Origin of the sequence: Micromonospora sp. M51, assembly GCF_018070305.1 — a bacterium.
GTDB classification, from domain to species: Bacteria; Actinomycetota; Actinomycetes; order Mycobacteriales; family Micromonosporaceae; genus Micromonospora; species Micromonospora parva.
On sequence record NZ_JAGPXZ010000023.1, the window covers coordinates 1 to 18,753 of the forward strand.

20 protein-coding genes, 1 tRNA gene and 1 riboswitch are annotated in these 18,753 nt (G+C 70.1%); of the genes, 10 read left to right on the top strand and 11 right to left on the bottom strand.

Annotation, left to right across the window (positions count from 1 at the left end):
* A partial coding sequence (locus KBX53_RS02760) for a hemolysin family protein (protein ID WP_210857700.1) occupies positions 1-954 on the top strand: 954 nt, incomplete at its 5' end.
* A gap of 167 nt (positions 955-1,121) precedes the next feature.
* Positions 1,122-2,135: a C40 family peptidase gene (locus KBX53_RS02765; protein ID WP_245233623.1), complete on the top strand. Its 1,014-nt coding sequence runs from the start codon at positions 1,122-1,124 to the stop codon at positions 2,133-2,135.
* Positions 2,136-2,190: 55 nt separating this feature from the next.
* Here KBX53_RS02765 and KBX53_RS02770 read toward each other — a convergent pair whose 3' ends face one another.
* Positions 2,191-4,173 carry an N-acetylmuramoyl-L-alanine amidase gene (locus KBX53_RS02770; RefSeq protein WP_210857701.1) on the bottom strand — a complete coding sequence of 661 codons (1,983 nt, stop codon included), beginning with the start codon at positions 4,171-4,173 and terminating at the stop codon, positions 2,191-2,193.
* A gap of 235 nt (positions 4,174-4,408) precedes the next feature.
* Positions 4,409-4,544: riboswitch (cyclic di-AMP (ydaO/yuaA leader) on the top strand.
* Between the two features lie 13 nt (positions 4,545-4,557).
* Here KBX53_RS02770 and KBX53_RS37085 point away from each other — a divergent pair.
* The gene (locus KBX53_RS37085) at positions 4,558-5,598 is read left to right on the top strand and encodes an NlpC/P60 family protein (protein ID WP_030332007.1); all 1,041 of its coding nucleotides are present in this window, start codon (positions 4,558-4,560) and stop codon (positions 5,596-5,598) included.
* Between the two features lie 57 nt (positions 5,599-5,655).
* Here the strand turns inward: KBX53_RS37085 and dcd are convergent, their stop codons facing one another.
* The gene (gene dcd, locus KBX53_RS02780) at positions 5,656-6,234 is read right to left on the bottom strand and encodes a dCTP deaminase (protein ID WP_030332009.1); all 579 of its coding nucleotides are present in this window, start codon (positions 6,232-6,234) and stop codon (positions 5,656-5,658) included.
* A 99-nt stretch (positions 6,235-6,333) separates the two neighbouring features.
* Between dcd and KBX53_RS02785 the strand changes: the two genes are divergently transcribed.
* On the top strand, positions 6,334-6,891 hold the full coding sequence (locus KBX53_RS02785; RefSeq protein WP_030332010.1) for a pyridoxamine 5'-phosphate oxidase family protein: 558 nt from the start codon (positions 6,334-6,336) through the stop codon (positions 6,889-6,891).
* 260 nt (positions 6,892-7,151) lie between these two features.
* Positions 7,152-7,225 (top strand) — tRNA-Gly (locus KBX53_RS02790).
* A 198-nt stretch (positions 7,226-7,423) separates the two neighbouring features.
* On the opposite strand, the gene KBX53_RS02795 is transcribed toward KBX53_RS02790, so the two are convergent.
* Complete coding sequence (locus tag KBX53_RS02795; protein ID WP_030332012.1) at positions 7,424-8,710, bottom strand: DUF11 domain-containing protein; 1,287 nt, start codon at positions 8,708-8,710, stop codon at positions 7,424-7,426.
* Between the two features lie 311 nt (positions 8,711-9,021).
* Here KBX53_RS02795 and KBX53_RS02800 point away from each other — a divergent pair, with 311 nt between their 5' ends.
* Together KBX53_RS02800 and KBX53_RS02805 are read left to right on the top strand one after the other, a co-directional pair.
* Positions 9,022-9,555, top strand: a complete 534-nt coding sequence (locus KBX53_RS02800; protein ID WP_051708459.1) for a SigE family RNA polymerase sigma factor — start codon at positions 9,022-9,024, stop codon at positions 9,553-9,555.
* Positions 9,545-10,627, top strand: coding sequence for a hypothetical protein (locus KBX53_RS02805; protein WP_210857702.1), 1,083 nt, complete (start codon positions 9,545-9,547; stop codon positions 10,625-10,627). Before KBX53_RS02800 ends, KBX53_RS02805 begins: the two co-directional genes overlap by 11 nt.
* Positions 10,628-10,672: 45 nt before the next feature.
* Here the strand turns inward: KBX53_RS02805 and KBX53_RS02810 are convergent, their stop codons facing one another.
* From KBX53_RS02810 to KBX53_RS02825, 4 genes are read right to left on the bottom strand one after another with little or no spacing between them, the layout of a single operon-like run.
* A complete protein-coding gene (locus KBX53_RS02810; RefSeq protein ID WP_051708461.1) occupies positions 10,673-11,239 on the bottom strand; it encodes a 2'-5' RNA ligase family protein in 567 nt (188 codons plus the stop codon).
* Positions 11,240-11,252: 13 nt separating this feature from the next.
* Positions 11,253-12,302 (bottom strand): LD-carboxypeptidase, encoded by a 1,050-nt coding sequence (locus KBX53_RS02815; RefSeq protein WP_210857703.1) that lies wholly within the window; start codon positions 12,300-12,302, stop codon positions 11,253-11,255.
* A gap of 36 nt (positions 12,303-12,338) precedes the next feature.
* Entirely contained in the window at positions 12,339-13,736 is a 1,398-nt protein-coding gene (locus KBX53_RS02820) for a WD40 repeat domain-containing protein (RefSeq protein WP_210857704.1), read from the bottom strand.
* Positions 13,733-14,236, bottom strand: a complete 504-nt coding sequence (locus tag KBX53_RS02825; protein WP_210857705.1) for a SigE family RNA polymerase sigma factor — start codon at positions 14,234-14,236, stop codon at positions 13,733-13,735. Before KBX53_RS02825 ends, KBX53_RS02820 begins: the two co-directional genes overlap by 4 nt.
* Before the next feature lie 176 nt (positions 14,237-14,412).
* Between KBX53_RS02825 and KBX53_RS02830 the strand changes: the two genes are divergently transcribed.
* Positions 14,413-14,754: a VOC family protein gene (locus KBX53_RS02830; protein WP_309140701.1), complete on the top strand. Its 342-nt coding sequence runs from the start codon at positions 14,413-14,415 to the stop codon at positions 14,752-14,754.
* Between the two features lie 25 nt (positions 14,755-14,779).
* Here KBX53_RS02830 and KBX53_RS02835 read toward each other — a convergent pair whose 3' ends face one another.
* The 4 genes from KBX53_RS02835 to KBX53_RS02850 all read right to left on the bottom strand — a co-directional run bounded on the left by KBX53_RS02835 (position 14,780) and on the right by KBX53_RS02850 (position 16,883).
* A complete protein-coding gene (locus tag KBX53_RS02835; protein ID WP_030332036.1) occupies positions 14,780-15,424 on the bottom strand; it encodes a dihydrofolate reductase family protein in 645 nt (214 codons plus the stop codon).
* Positions 15,425-15,454: 30 nt separating this feature from the next.
* A complete protein-coding gene (locus tag KBX53_RS02840) occupies positions 15,455-16,159 on the bottom strand; it encodes a dihydrofolate reductase family protein (RefSeq protein ID WP_210857707.1) in 705 nt (234 codons plus the stop codon).
* Between the two features lie 75 nt (positions 16,160-16,234).
* A complete protein-coding gene (locus KBX53_RS02845) occupies positions 16,235-16,654 on the bottom strand; it encodes a hypothetical protein (RefSeq protein WP_210857708.1) in 420 nt (139 codons plus the stop codon).
* 34 nt (positions 16,655-16,688) lie between these two features.
* Positions 16,689-16,883, bottom strand: coding sequence for a hypothetical protein (locus KBX53_RS02850; protein WP_030332039.1), 195 nt, complete (start codon positions 16,881-16,883; stop codon positions 16,689-16,691).
* Between the two features lie 446 nt (positions 16,884-17,329).
* On the opposite strand from KBX53_RS02850, the gene KBX53_RS37250 reads away from it, so the two are divergent.
* The gene (locus KBX53_RS37250) at positions 17,330-17,536 is read left to right on the top strand and encodes a peptidoglycan-binding protein (protein ID WP_369009997.1); all 207 of its coding nucleotides are present in this window, start codon (positions 17,330-17,332) and stop codon (positions 17,534-17,536) included.
* A 131-nt stretch (positions 17,537-17,667) separates the two neighbouring features.
* The gene (locus KBX53_RS02860; RefSeq protein ID WP_210857709.1) at positions 17,668-18,549 is read left to right on the top strand and encodes an LLM class flavin-dependent oxidoreductase; all 882 of its coding nucleotides are present in this window, start codon (positions 17,668-17,670) and stop codon (positions 18,547-18,549) included.
* Positions 18,550-18,753: the final 204 nt, after the last annotated feature.

Sequence of the window (18,753 nt, forward strand, 5' to 3'; positions counted from 1 at the left end):
TTCGTGGGCAGCGAGTTCGCGCTCATCGCGTCCCGTCGGACGGTGATCGAACCGTTGGCCGCCGGGTCGAAACGGGCCCGCTGGGCGTTGTCGGCGATGAACCAGATTCCGTTGATGATCGCTGGCGCGCAGCTCGGCATCACGGTCTGCTCTTTGGGGCTGGGGGCGATCGCCGAACCGGCGCTGGCGCACCTGCTGGAGCCGCCGTTCCACGCGATCGGCCTGCCGGAACGGGCGGTGCACCCGGTGGCGTTCGTGCTGGCCCTGGGTGTGGTGGTCTTTCTGCACACGGTCGTCGGTGAGATGGTGCCGAAGAACATCACGCTGGCCGGTCCGGAGGTCTCCGCCCTCTGGCTGGGGCCGGCGATGCTGGCGTTCTGCGTGGCCACCAAACCGTTGCTGCTCGCGATGAAATGGGCGGCCCGGCGGGTGCTCGCATTCTGGCGGATCGAGGCGTCCGAGGCGGTGAAGACGGTGTTCACCGCCGAGGAACTGGCCGGGTTGGTCTCCCAGGCGCGGACCGAGGGGCTGCTCGACGCGGAGCAGCACGCGCGGATCACCGGCGCGCTGGCCCTGCACGACCGCACGGCGGCGGACGCGCTGCAACCGTGGTCGACGGTGGTGACGGTGGCCGAGGACGTCTCGCCGGCGTCGCTGGAGGTGCTGGCGACCCGGACCGGCCGGTCCCGGTTTCCGGTGGTGCAGCGGTCGACCCGCCGGGTGCTCGGCTTTGTGCACGTCAAGGACGTGCTCGGGTACGCGGGGCAGGGTCGCCGGTCGCCGGTACCGGCCGACGTCTACCGGCCGCTGGCCGTGGTGCCGCCGGAACGTACGCTGGCCGACCTGCTGTTGGCCATGCGTCGGGAGCGGCGGCACATGGTGCTGGTCAGCGACGGGCGACGACCTCTCGGTGTGGTCACTCTTGACGACGTATTGACCGCAATCGTTGGGTGATGGGCCAATACCCTTGGTGTGCAAGCGGTTGCACGACAGTGATGGTTACTGCGCCCGCCTTGATTACCGCTGCGCGCTTCCCTAATGTGGGGCACCGACCGCTGTGGGTCGTCTGCCTCGGCCCTTCCCTCACGCGAGGCGCCCGGCGGTCGGTTGCAAAGGAGTCGGTGCCGGTGGCAACCATGCCCCCTCATCGTCACGACCTGAATGCGTCTGCTCGCTCTGGTGGCCTGCGCCGCGCCGCCCATCGGGTGCTGGTCCTGGTCGCTGCTGCCGCGGTCGGCGCCGGTCTGCTGACCGCGCCGGCGCATGCCGCGCCCACGGTCGACGAGATCGAGGCGCAGATCGACAAGAAGTGGGAGCAGTTGGAGCCCACCATCGAGCAGTACAACAAGGTCCGGGCGCAGTTGAAGGTCAACCGGAAGAAGTCGGCGGACCTGCAGAAGAAGATCGAGCCGCTGGCGCTGCAGAGCGAACTGGCGCTCAACCGGGTCGGCGACCTCGCCTCCCGCTACTACATCTCGGGCCCGTCGCACGACATCGGCGCGCTGCTGGTCAGCGCCAAGCCGGACACGCTCACCGAGCAGCTCACCATCCTCGACCGGCTCGCCGCGCAGGAGCGCAAGGAGGTCGAGGGTGTGCTGGCCGTGCGGGCCAAGTACGACGGCGAGAAGCAGAAGCTGGACGCGCTGATCGTCACCCAGACCAAGCAGCAGAACGATCTGTCGGCCAAGAAGAAGCAGATCGACGCCGAGATCAAGCAGCTCGAGGCGTCGATGCCGAAGACCACCGTCAAGACCGCGGCCTGCCCGACCATCAACGGGGTGGTCAGCGAGGCGGCCCGTACCGCTATCAAGACCGCCTGCGGGAAGGTCGGCAAGCCGTACGTCTGGGGTGCCACCGGCCCGAACTCGTTCGACTGTTCGGGGCTGACCCAGTACGCCTACAAGGCGGCGGGGATCTACCTCACCCACCACACCGGTGACCAGTGGAACGAGGGCAAGGCCATCGCGCGGGCCGACGCCCGCCCCGGTGACCTGGTGTTCTTCTTCTCCGGCCTGAGTCATGTCGGGCTGTATCTGGGCAACAACCAGATGGTGCACGCGCCCCGCGCCGGCAAACCGGTGCAGGTGTCCAGCATCACCACCATGCCCATCGCCGGGTTCCGCAGACCCGGCTGATCCACCAGACGCGACACGACGGCCCCCGGTCACCGACCGGGGGCCGTCGTGGTTGTCAGCGGGGCGCGCCCACCGGGGACGGCAACAGCTGCACGTCGGCGAGGTCGACGTACATGATCCGGTGGCCGAACTGGATCTGCGCGTAGCGGTTCTTGCCGCGGATCACCGTCCAGTCACCGGGCGAGGAGCCGTCGAACGTGCTGGCCCGGTAGTACTCGCCGGCCAGCACCGCGCCGACGGCGTACCGCTGCCCGGCGGCCAGGGTGTACTGCAACGGCGAGATCGTCTGGTACGGCACCCCCTCCGGGTACGCCGCCTGCTCCGGGTACGCCCGTCCGTACACCGGGATGGTGGCCCGTCCGGGTTTCGGGGTGGCCACGACGCCGACGGTCCAGCTGGCGGTCGGCGCGGACGGCGGGTTGTGGAACCAGGCCCGCTGCCCGAGGTACCAGATCGCCGTCCAGTCGCCCTGCCGGCCGGCCAGCGCGTACGTCTGCCCGGCGGAGGCCCGGGCCCCGTGGTCGGACACGGCCATCGTGTTCGGGGTGCCGTCCGGGCGGAGCGCGACGTCGTTGACCAGCGGCGCGTCCGCGGACGGTGCGCTCCGGAGCACCACCGCCGAGGAGCCGCGCGGTGCGCACGGCACGCCGGCGGTGACGCAACCGGTGAACGCCGGCTGGTTGGTGGCGTAGTCGGGGTCGATGCGGACCAGCCCGGTGGCCGGGGTGCCGGTGTCCAGTCGGGGTGCGTGCAGCAGGTCGAAGTAGTGCGTCCAGTCCCAGTACGGTCCCGGATCCCAGTGCATCCCCCGCACCGTGGAGGCGACGGTGCCGGGCACGTTGTCGTGGCCGATGATGTGCTGGCGGTCCAGTGGGATGCCCAGCCGCAGCGCCAGGTGCCGGACCAGCTTCGCCGAGGTCCGGTACATCGCCTCGGTGTACCAGGTCCCCTGCGCCGCGAAGCCTTCGTGTTCCAGCCCGATCGACTTCGCGTTGACGTACCAGTTGCCGGCGTGCCAACCGACGTCCTTGGTCTTCACGTGCTGGGCGATGTGCCCGTCCACCGAGCGCAGCGAGTAGTGCCAGCTGACGTAGGTCGGATCCTGGACGAGTTGCAGGGTCGTCGCCCAACTCGCCTCGGTGTCGTGGATGACGATGTATTCGATCTTCTGCCGGGCGGGCCGGTCGGAGAGGTCGTGGTTGCCGTAGTCCCCGTCGCCGAACGCCTCGTAGGGTGCCGGGATCCACTCGCACGAGATGGTGCGGGGGCACTCCACCCCGTCCGGGCGGGCCAGCCGGCGTAGGCCCAGCCGGTCCAACCAGGAACGCTCGGGCCGTACCGTGCGGGCCGGCAGGGTGATCCGCTGGCCGTCGTCGGTCACCCGGGACTGGCCCGCGCCGATGGTGGTGAAGACCTCGTCGGCGAAGGCCGCGGCGGCGTCGGCGCTGTCCGCGCCGGAGTAGCGGGCCACCGCGCCGTACCAGGCGGCCGGGTTGGTGTCGGCGCCGACCGGGGCGTCCAGCTCCCGTTGGTACGCGCTGAGCAGCGCCGCCCCACCCCGGATGTTGAGGCCCGCGTCGGTGCGCAGTGCCTCGGGGGCGACGCCGGTCAGCGTGGCGGCGGCGTCCACGGTCTGCAACGCGGCGGTGGACGGCGCGGGGGCCTCGACCGGTCGGGGCGCGGGCACCCGGGCGGGACGCGAGTCGTCGCCGCGCGGGTCCTCGGCACCGGCGTCGTGGTGACCGCGCCCGGGTAGGGCGGCCACGTGGCGGGCGTCGGTCAGGTGCATCGGGCCGTAGCCGCCACTGGTGCTCGGTGTGCCGGCGTTGGTGTCCCAGCGGGACTCCAGGTAGGAGACGGCGAGCAGCACGACTGTCGGCACCCCGTACTCGGTGGCCGCGGCGGCGTACTGCTGCTGACGGTCGGTGGTGGACGCGGCGGCGGCCGGGCCGACGGAGAGTGGCACCGTGGTGGCGGCGGCGACCACGGCGGCGGCGAGCAGTGCGCGCCAGCCCGTCGACAGGGTTGGATGGTGCATCGAACCCCCTAGATTCTCGCGGAGTGAGGTCAGGTCACCATCGCGCCGTCCGGGAGGTCAGGTCAATACCTTTCCATCTATCGAAGCGTGGGGAAAGAATTCTTCACACACGGTCGGTGACCTCGTCCAATCGGTACGGAGTGTCACGGCCGTGCGGGTTGCGGATCGGTAACAAGCGTCTCTACTCTGGTCATTCGTCGGGCCGACAGCAGCTCCGCCCAGCCCGGGCGGTAACGGACCGACACCGCCGAGTCGTTTCCGAGCGAACCGGGGACCCAGGTCCCTCGGGGTGAATCCGCAGCCACTGCGGTAGGGCGCCGACTTCCCGCCCGAACCCGTCAGCTAACCCGGTAGGCGGTCAGGAAGAAGGAGTACGGAACCCCGGTGGCACTCCATGCCCCGCGGCCGTCGTCCGAGCGGTCGGCATCAGCCGGCCCGACGTCGATCGTGCCGCGCCCACGCTGGTCCCGCTTCACCACCGCACTCGCCGCCCTGGCCGGCGTTGCCGTCGTCCTGACCGGCAGTGCCACGGCGGCCCACGCCGACCCGTCGGTCGCCGAGATCGAGCGCCAGATCGACGCCGACTGGAACAAGCTCGAACCGATCATCGAACGGCACAACGCCACCCGCGCCGACCTCGCCGCGAAGCGCAAGCAGGCCGACGCGCTGGCCGCCCGGATCACCCCGCTGGAGCGCCAGGTCGACGCCGCGATGGACAAGGTCAGCGCCCTGGCCGTACGCGCCTACAAGGGTGAGAACGTGTTGACCGTCAACGCGGTGCTGGGCAGCCGGTCGCCCAGCGAGGTGGTCGGCCAGCTCGAGATGCTCGACCGCTTCGCGCACAACCAACAGAAGGACGTACGCGAGGTCGCCGACCTGCGCGACCAGCTGGCCGCGCAGAAGGCGCCGCTGGACGAGATGGTGGCCCAGCTGACCCGCACCGAAGCTCAGCTGGCGGCGAAGAAGAAGCAGATCAACGAAGAGATCGACCGCCTGCAGAAGCTGCGCCTCAAGGTGTACGGCAACGGTGGCGGTGGCCCATTGCGCCCGGCGCCCTGCCCGGGCAGCTACCCCGGCGGCGGCGCGGGCACCGCTGTCAAGTTCGCCTGCGCCCAGATCGGCAAGCCCTACGTCTGGGGTGCCGAGGGTCCGAACTCGTACGACTGCTCTGGGCTGATGCTGGCCGCCTGGGCGAAGGCCGGCGTGTCGCTGCCACACAACGCCGCCGCGCAGAGCCGCGTCACGAAGAACGTCAGCAGGGGCGACCTGCGCCCCGGCGACCTGGTCTTCTACTACAGCGACATCCACCACGTCGGCATGTACGTCGGCGGCGGCTGGGTGGTGCACGCTTCGCAGGCCGGTCAACCGGTCAAGATGAAGAAGGTCGACGACGGCCCGATCCACAGCTACGGCCGCCCGGGCTGACCCGGGTGACGAGAGGGCCCGCCGCGATCCGTCGCGGCGGGCCCTCGTCGTCGTGGTTCAGCGGGTGGGCCAGGTGCGCCAGTGCTGCCAGGCGCGGCTCGGCGTCGGCCCCCGCTGGCCCTGGTAGCGCGAGCCGTAGACCACCGAGCCGTACGGGTGCTCGGCCGGCGAGGAGAGCCGGAAGATGCAGAGCTGCCCGATCTTCATGCCGGGCCACAGGGTGATCGGCAGGTTCGCCACGTTCGAGAGTTCCAGCGTCACGTGACCGGAGAAGCCCGGGTCGATGAAGCCGGCGGTGGAGTGGGTGAGCAGCCCGAGCCGGCCCAGGGAGCTCTTGCCCTCCAGTCGGCCGGCGAGCTGGTCACCCAGCGAGATGACCTCCAGCGTCGAGGCGAGCACGAACTCCCCGGGGTGCAGCACGAACGGCTCACCGTCGGGGACCTCGACCGCCGAGGTCAGGTCGTCCTGCTGCATGGCGGGATCGATGTGGGTGTAGAGGTGGTTGTTGAAGACCCGGAACAGCCGGTCGAGTCGGACGTCGATGCTGGACGGTTGGACCAGGGTGGGCTCGAACGGCTCCAGGCCCAGCGTGCCGGCCTTGATCTCGGAGACCAGGTCGCGGTCGGAGAGCAGCATCGGACCACCATAGCCGCGTTGCCGAAAGTGCCCGGATTCGGTGCCGGTGACCAGCGCGTCGAGGTCGCTGCTCGTACATTTGTTCGATAGAATGCCCGCATGGCTTCCTGGTCCGAATTCGCCGCCGACGAGCCCCGACTCGCCGACGGGATCCGCGTTCTCCTCCAGCAGTACGGGCCGGGCTTCGGCTATCTGGCCACGGTCCGCGCCGACGGCGGGCCCCGCGTCCATCCGGTCTCCCCGGTCATCACCGCCGAGGGGCTGTTCTGCTTCATCATCGACTCGCCCAAGCGCCGTGACCTCGAACGGGACGGCCGCTACGCGCTGCACTCGTTCCCGGCCGAGGAGAGCGACGACGAGGCATACGTGGCAGGGCGGGCCCGTCCGGTGACCGATCCGGTCCGGGTGGCGCAGCTGGCGCAGAGCGCCCGCGCCGAGCCGCAGGTCGACTGGCGGCTCTTCGAGTTCACCATCGACGTGGCGATGCTCACCCGCCGTGAGCAGCACATCGCGGGCGTTCCCGGCCTCGCGCCGGGTCGGCCGGCCGTGCGGGTCTGGCTCGACCCAAACGCCCCGTCGGCGGTGGCCACCCCACTGGCCGTCCCGCCGACGCGCCCGACCCGCCTCAGCCGTGACGTCCAGTGCACGGCCGCCTGACCACGACTGGAAGATCATCAGTGTCGGCTCCGTCCTCACGGAGCCGACACCGGGCTGTACGTACGCCCGCCGCCGGCACCCCGCATGATCAACTCGGTTTCCGTGAAACCGCGGTATCCCGGCGCTTCGGACGCCCCGATTTTCAGCAAGCCGAGTGGATCAACCCGGGTCGGTCAGGGTTGTGCGGTATGCGGACACCCGCGGCTGGCGGGGGTACCTGGGTGCACGGGCTCGACGACTCGGGTACAGTGGTGCCGCTTGCGGGTGTAGTTCAATGGCAGAACATCAGCTTCCCAAGCTGACAGTGCGGGTTCGATTCCCGTCACCCGCTCCACGCGAAGGGCCCTGGTCAGGACGAGAGTCCCAGCCAGGGCCTTCGACGTTTCTCAGGCCACGAGCACCCGGCGGACCATCCACGGGCCGGTAGCCAGAAGGTCGAGCGGACACCGTGCGATAGGCCCACGACGAGATCCGGGCGGCCCGGCCGCAAAGGCCGGACCGCCCCGGTGCGCCGAAACGGCGCCGAGGAATATCAGCAGGTCTGGATCCAGCGTGATCTGACGCCCGCGTCCAGCGTCACCTCGTCACCCGTAGCTACGGTGACCCAGTCGGTGTGGCCGTAGTTGGCGCCACCGGTCTCGTTCCAGTAGTAGATCAGGTCCGAGTCGATCGAGTCGATGAACTCGTGCGGGTCGTACACGTGAAACTGCACCCGGTAGGTGCCCGGGCGGACGTACGCCGTGAAGGTGCCGTCGGGATTGATGGTGGTCAGCCCGCCGGAGCCGGACGAGCCGGGTTGCGTCGCCACCTCGATGCGGTAGATCCCTTCGTAGCCGACCGGGGCGCCCACCTCGCACGTGTCCCACACGCGGTTGTTGTTGCCGTCCACCCAGACGGTGCCGCGGACGATCGCCCCCTGCTCGACCGTGACGGTGTGCCGCGCCGTGTTGTTCTCCAGGGTCGTCTCCGGCAACGTCGTCGCCGCGGTCGCCTCCATCGTCACGACGTCGCCGACGGTGGTGGAGGTGAGGATCCCGCCGTAGTACAGCTGCTCGCTCGTCTCGCCCGGCCACAGCGGGCTGTGGATGCAGCGCCAGCCAGTCCGGCCGTCGGCGACGCCATCGCCGAACGCGCAGTCCCACCCCTCGCTCGACATCTCCGAGCCCTGCATCCCGGCCGGCACCGGGATGGTGACGGTCACCTCGCCCGAGGGGGAGTTCCCGGAGTTCCGGAGAGACGTGGAAACATTGACATACTCGTTCGGGAGGAGCTGCTGGCTGGTTGCGGCGGGCACGAACTCGAGGTCCATCGTGCTGGGGATGTAGCGCACGCTCGCCTGGCCGATGTTGTTGGCGGTCGACGACTCCATACCGGTCTTCGCCGTGGCGGTGACGGTCACCGCGTCTCCGGCTGTGCCGGGCGGGAGCCCGAACGGCAGGTTCAGCGTGTCGGCGATCTCCCCGGCGGCCAGGGGGGCGTGTACGCAGGTCGCGGTGCCCTGCAGGTCACAGCTCCAGCTCGGCGGGATCACGAACCCGTCGGAGGAGAACCAGGCGCCCGCCGGCAGCGTGAACGCCACTGTCACGTCCTGGCTGGCCTTCGTGCCGGAGTTGCGTACGTCGAGGGTAAGGGTCGACCAGCCACCGCTGGCCGGCACCTCGACGGTGTCGACGGAGGCGGCGACCACGAGGTCCGCCCGGGAGGGGGCGGCGCCCGCCGGGCCGGTGGGCAGCAGGCCGGTGGCGAGCCCGGCCAGCGCGCCGACCAGGAGACTGCTACGGAGCAGGTGCTGGCGGGTGGAGCGGAATTGAACGGACATCAGGTCCTAACGTCGGAGGGGATCGACCGGGCCAGCGGCCCGGTCCTCGGGATCGTCGGCGTCCATCCGATAGAGCGCCAAGATCATGACCATCGTTACGTCGCGCCGGCGGGCTCCCGAATAGCGATGGGCCATCCACGGGCCACAAGGTCGTACAACCAGGGGTCAAACCAGGCCACCCGCCTGCAATGTTGTTGCGGTCAGCAACGCCAGCAACCCCGGCGGCGCTACAAGACCGCGAAGACCTCGCCCTTCCCGCGTTAACCTCGCTGGTCTCCCAGAGCGTTCAGGTGGTGGGAGGGACACACACCATGCAACGACCCCGGGAACTGGCACCGCCGGAGGGCTTCGCCGAGTTCGTCGCGGCGCGCTCCGATGCGCTGCTGCGTTCGGCCTGGCTACTCACCGGTGATGCCGGGCGGGCCGAGGACCTGTTGCAGACGGTCCTGGCGGATGTCTGGCGGCGCTGGGCCACGATCAACAGCGCCGGGCATCCCGAGGCGTACCTGCGCAGAGCGTTGTTCACCACCTACGTCTCCTGGTGGCGACGGCGCTGGCGCAGTGAGGTGCCGAGCCAGCCGCCGGACCAGCCCTCACGTGGCGACATGGCCGGGGAGTCCGCCGACCGGGACGCCGTACGCCGCGCACTGGCCCGGCTGAGCCGGCAGCAGCGGGCGATCGTGGTGCTCCGCTACGTCGAGGACCTGACGGTGCAGCGGACAGCGGAAGTGCTCGGCTGCTCGCACAACACCGTAAAGGTGCAGGCCTTCCGCGCTTTACGGATTCTGCGTACCGATCCGGATCTTGAATTGTTCGCCGCCTGGAGGTCGCGAAGTGACGCATGAAGATGAGGACATCAGGCTCCTGCTGACCAGCGCCGTTCCGCCACTGACACCGCCACCGGACCGGGTCGTCGAAGTGGCCAGGCGGGTCCGCCGGCGCCGGCAGCGCCTGATCGGAAGCGCAGCGCTCGCCGTGGCAGTGGTCGTTGGCCTGGGCGTCGGAGGGGCGCAGATACTCAACGGCGTACCTTCACCGCACACGGCTGCCGATTCCGCCGGTCAGGGGCGGTGGACATCGTGCGTGGAGGCCGCACCGGAAATGGTCACGCGCGGCTTCCGTGTCCCGACCAGTGAAGCAGCCGCCCTGCCCCGTCTCGGCGATGACTTCATCCCCACCACGGTCGTCGTCTGCAGGGTGGAGCGTCCTCCTGTCCGGCCCGACTGGCTTTTGACGGAGCGGCGTAGCGATGACGCCACCGCCCTCGCCGCCCTCGTCGCCGCCCTCCGCCGGCCCGACGCGCCGGATAATCCCGGCCTCGCCTGCAGAGCGGTCCTGCAGGAGGCACCCTGGCTCGCGCTCGTTGACGCGGACGGCCGGTGGATGCGGCCCGGCATACCACTCGATTCCTGCCACGACAATCTGCCGGACGATTTCCGGGCAGCGTTCGATGCTCTACCGCTGACCACCGTGGCGACCCGTCCGGTCGCCGAGAGCGATTCGGCCAGAGCGGGTTGCAGCCAGCGCGAGGTCAACATGACATCCTTGGTGGCCGACCGTGAAGCCCGTGCCCTGCCAGAGCCGTTCCCCGCTGGGCAGCAGGTCCGCCTCTGCGTCTACTACGTGCCGAAGAGTAGGCAGGGGAACGGCGAGCCACTCGGCGAGTTCGCGCACGGAACGGTGCTGCCGGAGGACCAACGAGCGGCGATCGAGGGTGCGCTGCGGGCGTCTCGACCGGCGAACCCGTGCAGCACCCGTGCGAGCCGGTTCGCTGTGCTGATCCCACTGACCACCAGCGAGCCCCGCACCTACGTGGAACTCGACGGCTGCCGCCGAATCACCGTGCGAGTCGCTCCCGACCAACGGACCATCGGACAGGGCGACGCCGCGCTGATCGAGCTGATCGACAAGCCGTGACCTGTCGGGCGAGGCATCCGGGGATGTCCGGGCCGCGCCTCGACGTCAGGCCGAGACCGCCTGGAGACCCGTACCAGTTGCCGCTGGGGGTGGGCCCAACGGGAACTCACCGACGGTGCGCCACGGGCTGACGTCCGGTGTGCCGGCGATCAGCCGGACCCTGTCGACGGCCGCGTTGATCGGCAGGTGCGCGGCGACGGTTTCCGCCGCGTGGGTCAGCACGGGCTTGTCGGCGTCGTGACCGATGGTCAGGTGCGGCACCACGTCGCTGTGCGCCCCGCCGTACGGGGGTGCCTCAGGAAACCGTCGCCACACTGCCCCGGTGAGGTCGCGGAAGGGCCGATGTGGCTGCGGAGCAAGCCAGAGGACCGTGTCACCGAACCAGTCGACGTGCGTCAGTGCGACGTCGAACCGAGGTATCCCGGCGATGGTGTCACGCAGCGCGGCCAAGGCCCGCTCGTCGATCTGCTGCGGTGGCAGGAACGGGTAGAGGACTGTCACGTGCGCTGGGACGCCCCATGAGGCGGCCCGGTCGAGTGATGCCCGGAACCTGCCGACCGCCTCCTCGGCCTCGGGTATCGGCACGATGAGCGCCGTCTGCGTCGGCTCCATACCCTGCGGTTTCCTATCGGTAGTCGGCGAAGATTCGCCGTTGCACGCCATCAACGGTGACCGGGCCCCCGTGGGGAAGGATCCACTGTGGTCTGGTGTGGCCGAACGGGACGCCGCCACAGACGACCGCCTCGGGGTTGTAGCGGGTCACCACGTCGACGACCGTGTCCCGCTGCTGCTCACGAAGCCGTGCCCGATCCTCGGCCGCGGGTCGACGGTTGTGGTCGGAGACCGGCGGACGGGCGACCACTACCGCGTCGACGGCGCTGAGAAGACCGCGCTCACCGAGTGATCGGACGATCCAACCGACCTCGCGGGCGGGAAGGAGCTCTTCCGACGTCTCAATGAGCAGCACCCCGCCCTGTAGGGCCTCGGGAGGAAACGGGAAGCGTCCCGCCGTCAGGATCCACTGGATGACCTCCAGGCAGCCACCCCAGGTGCGGCCGGTGACCGAGCGCGACGGCCCGTACCAACTCCACGGCTGCGTCGGTTCGCGCTCGCCGAAGGACTTCAACGCCTGCGGATCTGCCCAGTCGATGCCGATGTCCTCGGACTCACCCGGATCCGTGACCTCCAGCCGTTCCCCGGTGAGCAGGGCCGCTCGCAGCGACCGGACGTGGACGTCGTCAACGGCAGGCCCGGGGCCGAGGTGCACCTGGGACGACCCGCCGTAGAAGCTGGCGATGCCGAGGCCCCAGAGCCAGTGGTGCAGGTTGGTGTTGTCGCTGGTGCCGAGGAACGGCTTCGGGTCGGCTCGGGCCAGGTCGGCGTCCAGGTGGGGGATGACGGTGATCTGGTCGTCCCCTCCGACGACGGCGAGAATGCCGCGTACCTGGGGGTCTGCGAAGGCGGCGTTGATGTCCGCCGCCCGCGCTGCCGCGCTCGCGCCCACCTGGCGGGTGGTGGGGTATTCGACCGGTACGAGACCGGTCAGGTCGGCGAGCCGTCGCCTTGCCTGTTCGAGGATCGCCGGATAGGCGCCGGCCGCGGCGAAGGACGGCGAGAGGACCGCGAGGTGGTCCCCGGGGCGGGCTTTTCGAGGACGAACGAGCTCATGCACCATGTCGAGATCCAACAGTTCTGCCCGCCGCTCCGCACCTCATTTCGGGTCGGGCCCGCGGGCCCGACGGACCCGCCGGTCGTCGAGCCAGAGTGCCAGCCCACCGCGGTTGCGGTAGACGACGACGCCGGCGACCACCACGGTGATCAGGATCGTCCAGGACCAGAATCGGCCACCCAACCCACCGGGCGGGTCCGCGGCGCGCGTGCGACCGGCGCTGATCACAGTGTCGGCGACGTCGACAGCGAGGATCTGCTCCGGGGCGGTCATCACTGTTCGTGGCGCGCTGGCGTCGGGCGTCAACGCCAACACCCGTACGCCGCGCACGTTGGGGTAGGCGGTGCGTTGGTCCAGCTCCAGCGGCTGGTCGAACCGGTCCGGGCTGAGGGGCTCGGGCTGGTAGGCGACCACCAGCGCGGACCCGTCCGGGCCCCAGCCGAGCAGCCGGATGGCGGTCACGCCGGTGACGCCGGGCACTGGCAGCGGTGCGGTGTTCCGGCCGGTGGCGCTGTCGACCCGGCGCAGGCTCCAGTCGGTGCTGCCGGCCTTCCGGCTGATCAGCGTCAACGCCCCGTCCGTCGTCCACGCCCCCTTGCCGGCCAGCCAGCTCTCGGCGGGCAGTTCGAAGGTGGACACCGTCCGGCCGTCCGGGTCGGCGACCGTGACGGTCCGACCGATCTGGTACGCGAGCCGTCCACCTCCGGGGGCGAAGGCCACCGACGAGCCGAAGATCGGCTGTTGAGCGGCGTCAGCCAGCTGGGTCCAGCGTTCACCGTCGAGCGTGACGATGCTCAGCACCCGCCGGTAGCCGCTGCGCGTCGGGTCGGTCGGCACGGTGTCGTCGACCACCAGTTGCCTGCCGTCCGGGGACCAGGCCCTGGGGCTCGTCCCCACACTGTTGGTGACCTTGCTGTGCAGTCGCCGGGTACGACCGGTGACGAGGTCGATGAGATCGACCCGGCCGTCCTCGGAGAGGCCGGCGGGCCGGGCCACGTACCGGCCGTCCGGCGAGAGGATGACCTGCTCGCCGACGGGTGCCTCGTAACCCATCGAGAAGATCCGGTAGCGGTCGGAGTCGGCGCTGACCACGCCGACGATGCCGTCCTCGTCCCAGCCCTGGAGACGTCGCGCCTGCCCGCTGAAGATGACCGACGCGGGCCCAAGCCGGGGTCGGTCGGTGGCGTGCAGCGCACCGCGCGGGGGCAGCGCGATCCGGTCGGGTAGTGCGGCGTCCGCGCCGGCCGCCGGATCCACGACAGGGGTACGCGTCAGCGGGAGCACCGCCCCGGTCAGCGTGGCGAGCACGAGCACCTCGACAGCGGCGACGACGGCGCGGCGGCGGGAGCGGCGGGCGGTGGCGAGCGCTCGTTCGTAGACCGGGTAGGCGGGGACGTCGGCCGCGGCGGCGTGCAGCGTCTCGCGGAGTCGGGCGGTCACTGATGGCTCCTCTCCACTGTCGGGTCGATCAGGTCGAGGGCGGTCGCCCGCAGCCGGCGGATGGCGTCGTGGCCGTGCCGCTTGACGGTGCCGACCGAGCAGCCGAGCACCTCGGCCGCCTGGGCTTCGGTCAGGTCCTCGTAGAAGCGCAGCACGATCACGGCGCGCTGGCGAGGGGTGAGCCCGCGCAGCGCGTGCAGCAGACTCAGCCGCAGGGCTGTCGTCTCGGAGTGGTCGTCGCCGGGCCGGTCGGTGGGTTGTGCCTCCAGGCGTTCGGTCAGCCGGCGCCGCCGCCACCAGGAGACCTGCTGGTGGTACATCACCCGCCGCACGTACGCCTCGGGGTCGGTGTCGCGGATCCGCCGCCAGTGCCGGTACGTCCGGGCCAGGGCGCTCTGCAACAGGTCCTCGGCGAGTTGATGGTCGCCGGTGAGCAGGTAGGCCGTCCGGGACAGCGCCGGCGTGCGGTGCACCACGAACTCGTGGAACGTCTCGGTCATCCCCACCCCCTCGCCAGGTAGAACGCCACCTGTCCCGGAAATGGTTGAGGCCGGGGTGAGTCTGGCCGGCAGATGATGACACCTGCCGGGATCGACGGCGGTGGTTCCGGCTGGACCACGGCAGCGGCTAGGGTCCGGCGTGGAGGTGGTCCGTGTTCACCGAAGCCTTTCCGATCGTGACGACACCTGACCTGCCACGACTGATCGCGTTCTACCGGGACGTGGTCGGTTTCGAGCTGACCTACCGGTTCCCGGACGAGGGCGTGCCGGAGTTCGTCGCGCTGCGACTGGGCAGCAGCGAGCTCGGCCTGGCCGCCAACCCGGAGGCTGGCGTGCCGGCCGAGTCGCACCGCTGGGAGTTGTGCGTCTACGCCGACGACTGTGACGCGGCAGTGGGTGCGCTGCGCACCGGTGGAGCGACGGTCACCGAGGAGCCGGTCGACCAGCCCTGGGGTGAGCGATCCGCCCGGGTCACCGACCCCGACGGCAACCGGTTGCTGGTGCTGGCCCGGCTGTAGCCGACAGTGCCGGCCAGGAGCGCTGTCATCGTTTCCAGAACAGGAGGTGGGTGACTCCGCTGGGGCTGGGCACCGACTCGAGGTGGAAGCGGTCGAGCAGTTCGTCGGGGCTGTCCCACAACCGTTCGCCCCGGTGCAGGTCGACGGGTGCGACGGCGATGTGCATCGTGTCGACCAGGTCGGCCTCGAGGAACTCACGGATCGTCGCCACCCCGCCACCGAGGCGGACGTCCCGACCGGCGGCTGCCTGCTTCGCCCGGGCCAGCGCTTCGGTCGGGCTGGCGTTGAGGAAATGGAACGTGGTGTCGGCCAGTGTGAACGACGGGCGTTCGTGGTGGGTGAGCACGAAGACCGGTGTGTGGAACGGCGGGTTGTCCCCCCACCATCCCGTCCACTCGTGGTCCTTCCAGGGGCCACGCTGCGGGCCGAACTTGTTGCGACCCATGATCTCCGCGCCGATGTTGCACTCGGCGTCGCGGGTCAGGTAGTCGTCCAGGCCGCGACTGCCGCCCGGCTCGGTGCGGTACACGAAGCTGGCGGTGGCGGCACGCCAGGAGAACAGTGGGGTGGGGTCCGCGTGACCGAAGGGGCGTTCCAGGCTCTGCCCCTCTCCGGTGCCGAACCCGTCGCGTGAAACGTTGAAGCACTGCACCCGCAACAGCTGTGACATGGTGTTTCCTCCTTTCCGGTCGGCAGTGGTTCAGTTCGCGGTTGCCGTCGGGCCGCCGCCACGGCCCCGGTCGTCGAGCACGAGCGGGGCGCGACCGCGCACCGCGTACCGGATGTGGGTCACCTGCGGGGTGGTCAGGACGCGGGTGGGCGTCAGTTCGATGCCCTCCCGGTCGCCCAGGTCGAGGTCCGCGTCGAAGACCCGCAGGCCGGTGCCGAGCACCACCGGCACGACGTGCAGCTCCAACTCGTCGAGCAGGCCGGCCTTGAGTACCTGACGCACCAGGCTGCCGCCACCGGCCACCGCGACGTCCTTGCCACCGGCCACGGCGCGCGCCTGTTCGACGGCGCTGGCCACACCATCGGTGACGTAGGTGAAGCTGGTGCCTCCCCCCTTCATCAGCCGTTGGCGGGGGCGGTGGGTGACGACGAAGACCGGTGCGCGGAACGGCGGCTCCTCACCCCAGGGGATCTCACCCCCGTCGGCCATCCGGCGGCCCATCACGTACGCGCCGGCCGCGCCGAACGACTCGGCGATCACCTCGGAGTTGGTGTCCTGCTCCCCGCCGCTGAAGCCCTGCCGTTCGCGCCAGGCCGCCGCGTCGGTCGCCCACCGGGTGACCCGGAAGAACTTCGCGCTCTCCGTCGAGCCCATCCAGTCGCCGTTGCCGTCGAACTGCGGGCCGGCGTAGAAGCCGTCCACCGACACCGACAGTTGTGCGGTCACCTTCGTCATCGCGCCTGGTCCTCTCTCGGTCGACACCCCGTCCGGGTGCCGCTCGCCGAGAGGTCGGAGCCGAACGCGATGTCCCTACGAGGAGCCAGTGTGACCCGTGTCACTCGTCGGCTTGCTCAACAGCCACGTTCCGGCGTGTTCCGGGTCGCGTGACCAGCGCATCCGGTGCGCCTCCTCCGGTCGGGGCCGCCAGTCCCGGTAGGGCGCGAGGGCCACTCGCCAGGCGATCACCGCCAAGACGTAGAGGCCGGGGCCGATCAGCCAGAGCAGGGCGTCGCGGCGGCGGTAGGAGGCGTCCGGCGCGAGCCAGGCGGTCGCCGCCATCGGCACCGCGACAGCGCTGACGTCGGCCAGCGGCCCACTGCCGAACCGGAACTCGACCAGCTCGCGGAGGACGAGGGACGGAACGACCACCCCGACCAGCATCGCCACGGTGCGGATCACGCGGATCCGGCGATCCGGGGATACGCGGGCAGCAGCCGCCTCGGTGGCCATCCCCCGAGGGTACGGACTGGTGGCGGCGGTGGACCTAGGACTTCCGGTCGCCGATCGCCGCCTCGATCCGCAGACCGAGACCGGTCAGGATGAGGAAAGCGGCCAGGATCTGCGGCTTCAGCGGCTCATGGCTGGACGGCATGCTGAGCAGTGAGACCACGAAACCCGCCAGCAGTGACAGGGTGCCGAACGCCCGTACCGTGTCGGTCCGGCGTGCCTGTATGTCCATGGCCGAACGGTAGCCAAGGTCGGGCGGCGATGTCGTCCCCGTCGCGGCGATCGACCCTCCACTCCGCAGGGGCAGCGATTTATGGGTGGACGGGTTGCATCTTTTCAAAACAGAGACATTGATCTTCCTGGCTGTGTCCAGTATCGTCGGTCCAAGCCGAGGGCATTGAGGCGGGGCACGGGGCTAGCGCCAAATGCCGCGGCATGGGAGGAAATATGCTGCTGCGTCGCGTCCTGACAATCTTTGCGCTGGCGGCCATCGCCGCTACCGCCACCGCTACACCTGTAATGGCTGCTCCGGCAGGTGGAGTGGAGACCATGGCCACCTCGACGTGCAACAGGTGGATCTCTTACAACGGGGCCGACGTGCCTGCGTACGGGAGTAACGTCAATTGCTCGCTGCGTCGGGGCAATGCGAACTCTGCCGTCTTTCAGCTGCAGGTCACAATGAACGTCTGCTACGAATGGGTTCTCCGTAGCCAGGGCGTCTATCCGCTCACCGCCGATAGCAGTTTCGGTCCAGCTACCGAAAAGGCACTACGAGCCGTTCAGTCTGCGGTAGCCACACCCTCCGACGGAGTGTATGGCCCGAATACCCGTAAGGCCATTTATCACCAGGGTTCAAATGGCACGTCCTGCAGGCAGGTGCCGTAAACCGTAGTCGCTCGGGTCGGAGGGTGGCCGGCGGGCACGCCGCAGGTCGCCCTCCGGCAGACCGCCGTGAGGTCCACAGCGAAACGAGAGCGAGCCCGACCCTGGTGGTGTCCCCGGCTAGGGTGGCGATCATGCGGATTGGCATCGTGATCCTGCCGGACCAGCGGTGGGCGGAGTCGCAGCGTCGTTGGCGCCAGGTCGACGAGTGGGGTTTCGACCACGCCTGGACGTACGACCACCTGGGTTGGCGTGACCTGGTCGACGGCCCGTGGTTCGACTCGATGTCCACGTTGACGGCCGCCGCCACGGTGACCTCGCGGATTCGGCTGGGCACCCTCGTGGCGTCGCCGAACTTCCGGCACCCGGCCGCGTTCGCCCGGCAGATCACCACCGTGGACGACGTCTCGGGCGGTCGGCTGCTGCTCGGCCTGGGCGCGGGCGGCATCGGCTTCGACTCGGCGGTGCTGGGTGGTGAGACGTTGCCACCGCGGCAGCGGGTCGACCGGTTTGCCGAGTTCACCGAGCTGTTGGATCTGATCCTGCGGGAGGACGGCACCACCTGGCGTGGCGACTGGTTCGCCGCGGTGGACGCCCGCAACAATCCCGGCTGCGTGCAGCAGCCCCGGGTGCCGTTCGTGGTGGCCGCCAACGGGCCACGGTCGATGCGGTTGGTGGCCCGGATCGGGCAGGGCTGGGTGACCACCGGCACCGGTGACGACAACGACCTGGCGGGTTGGTGGGCCAGCGTGTCGGCGCTGTCCGCGCGGATGGACCGGACCCTGGCCGAGGCCGGCCGCGATCCGGCCAGCCTGGACCGCTACCTCTCGCTGGACGCGGCGCCGGTCTTCTCGCTCAGCAGCGCCCAGTTCTTCGCCGATCAGGTCGGCCGGGCCGCCGAGCTGGGCTTCACCGACGTGGTGACGCACTGGCCGCGGGCCAGAAGCTGGTACGCCGGTGACGAGGCCGTCCTGGTGGACGTGGCGACCCGGCTGCTGCCACAACTACGCGGCTGAGTCCGCCGCGCCCGAACCCGCCGGGCTGAGTCCCCGCACCCGAACCCGCCGGGTCAGGTGCCGAGGTCGCCGCCGGCCACCCCACCCTCGCCGCCGGAGACCAGCCGGAAGCGGAGGCAGACGATCGAGGTGTCGTCGTCGACCGGCGTGCCGAGCCGCGCCCAGTAGGCCGAGTGCCCGCCCCGCCACTCCTCGATCGAGCGG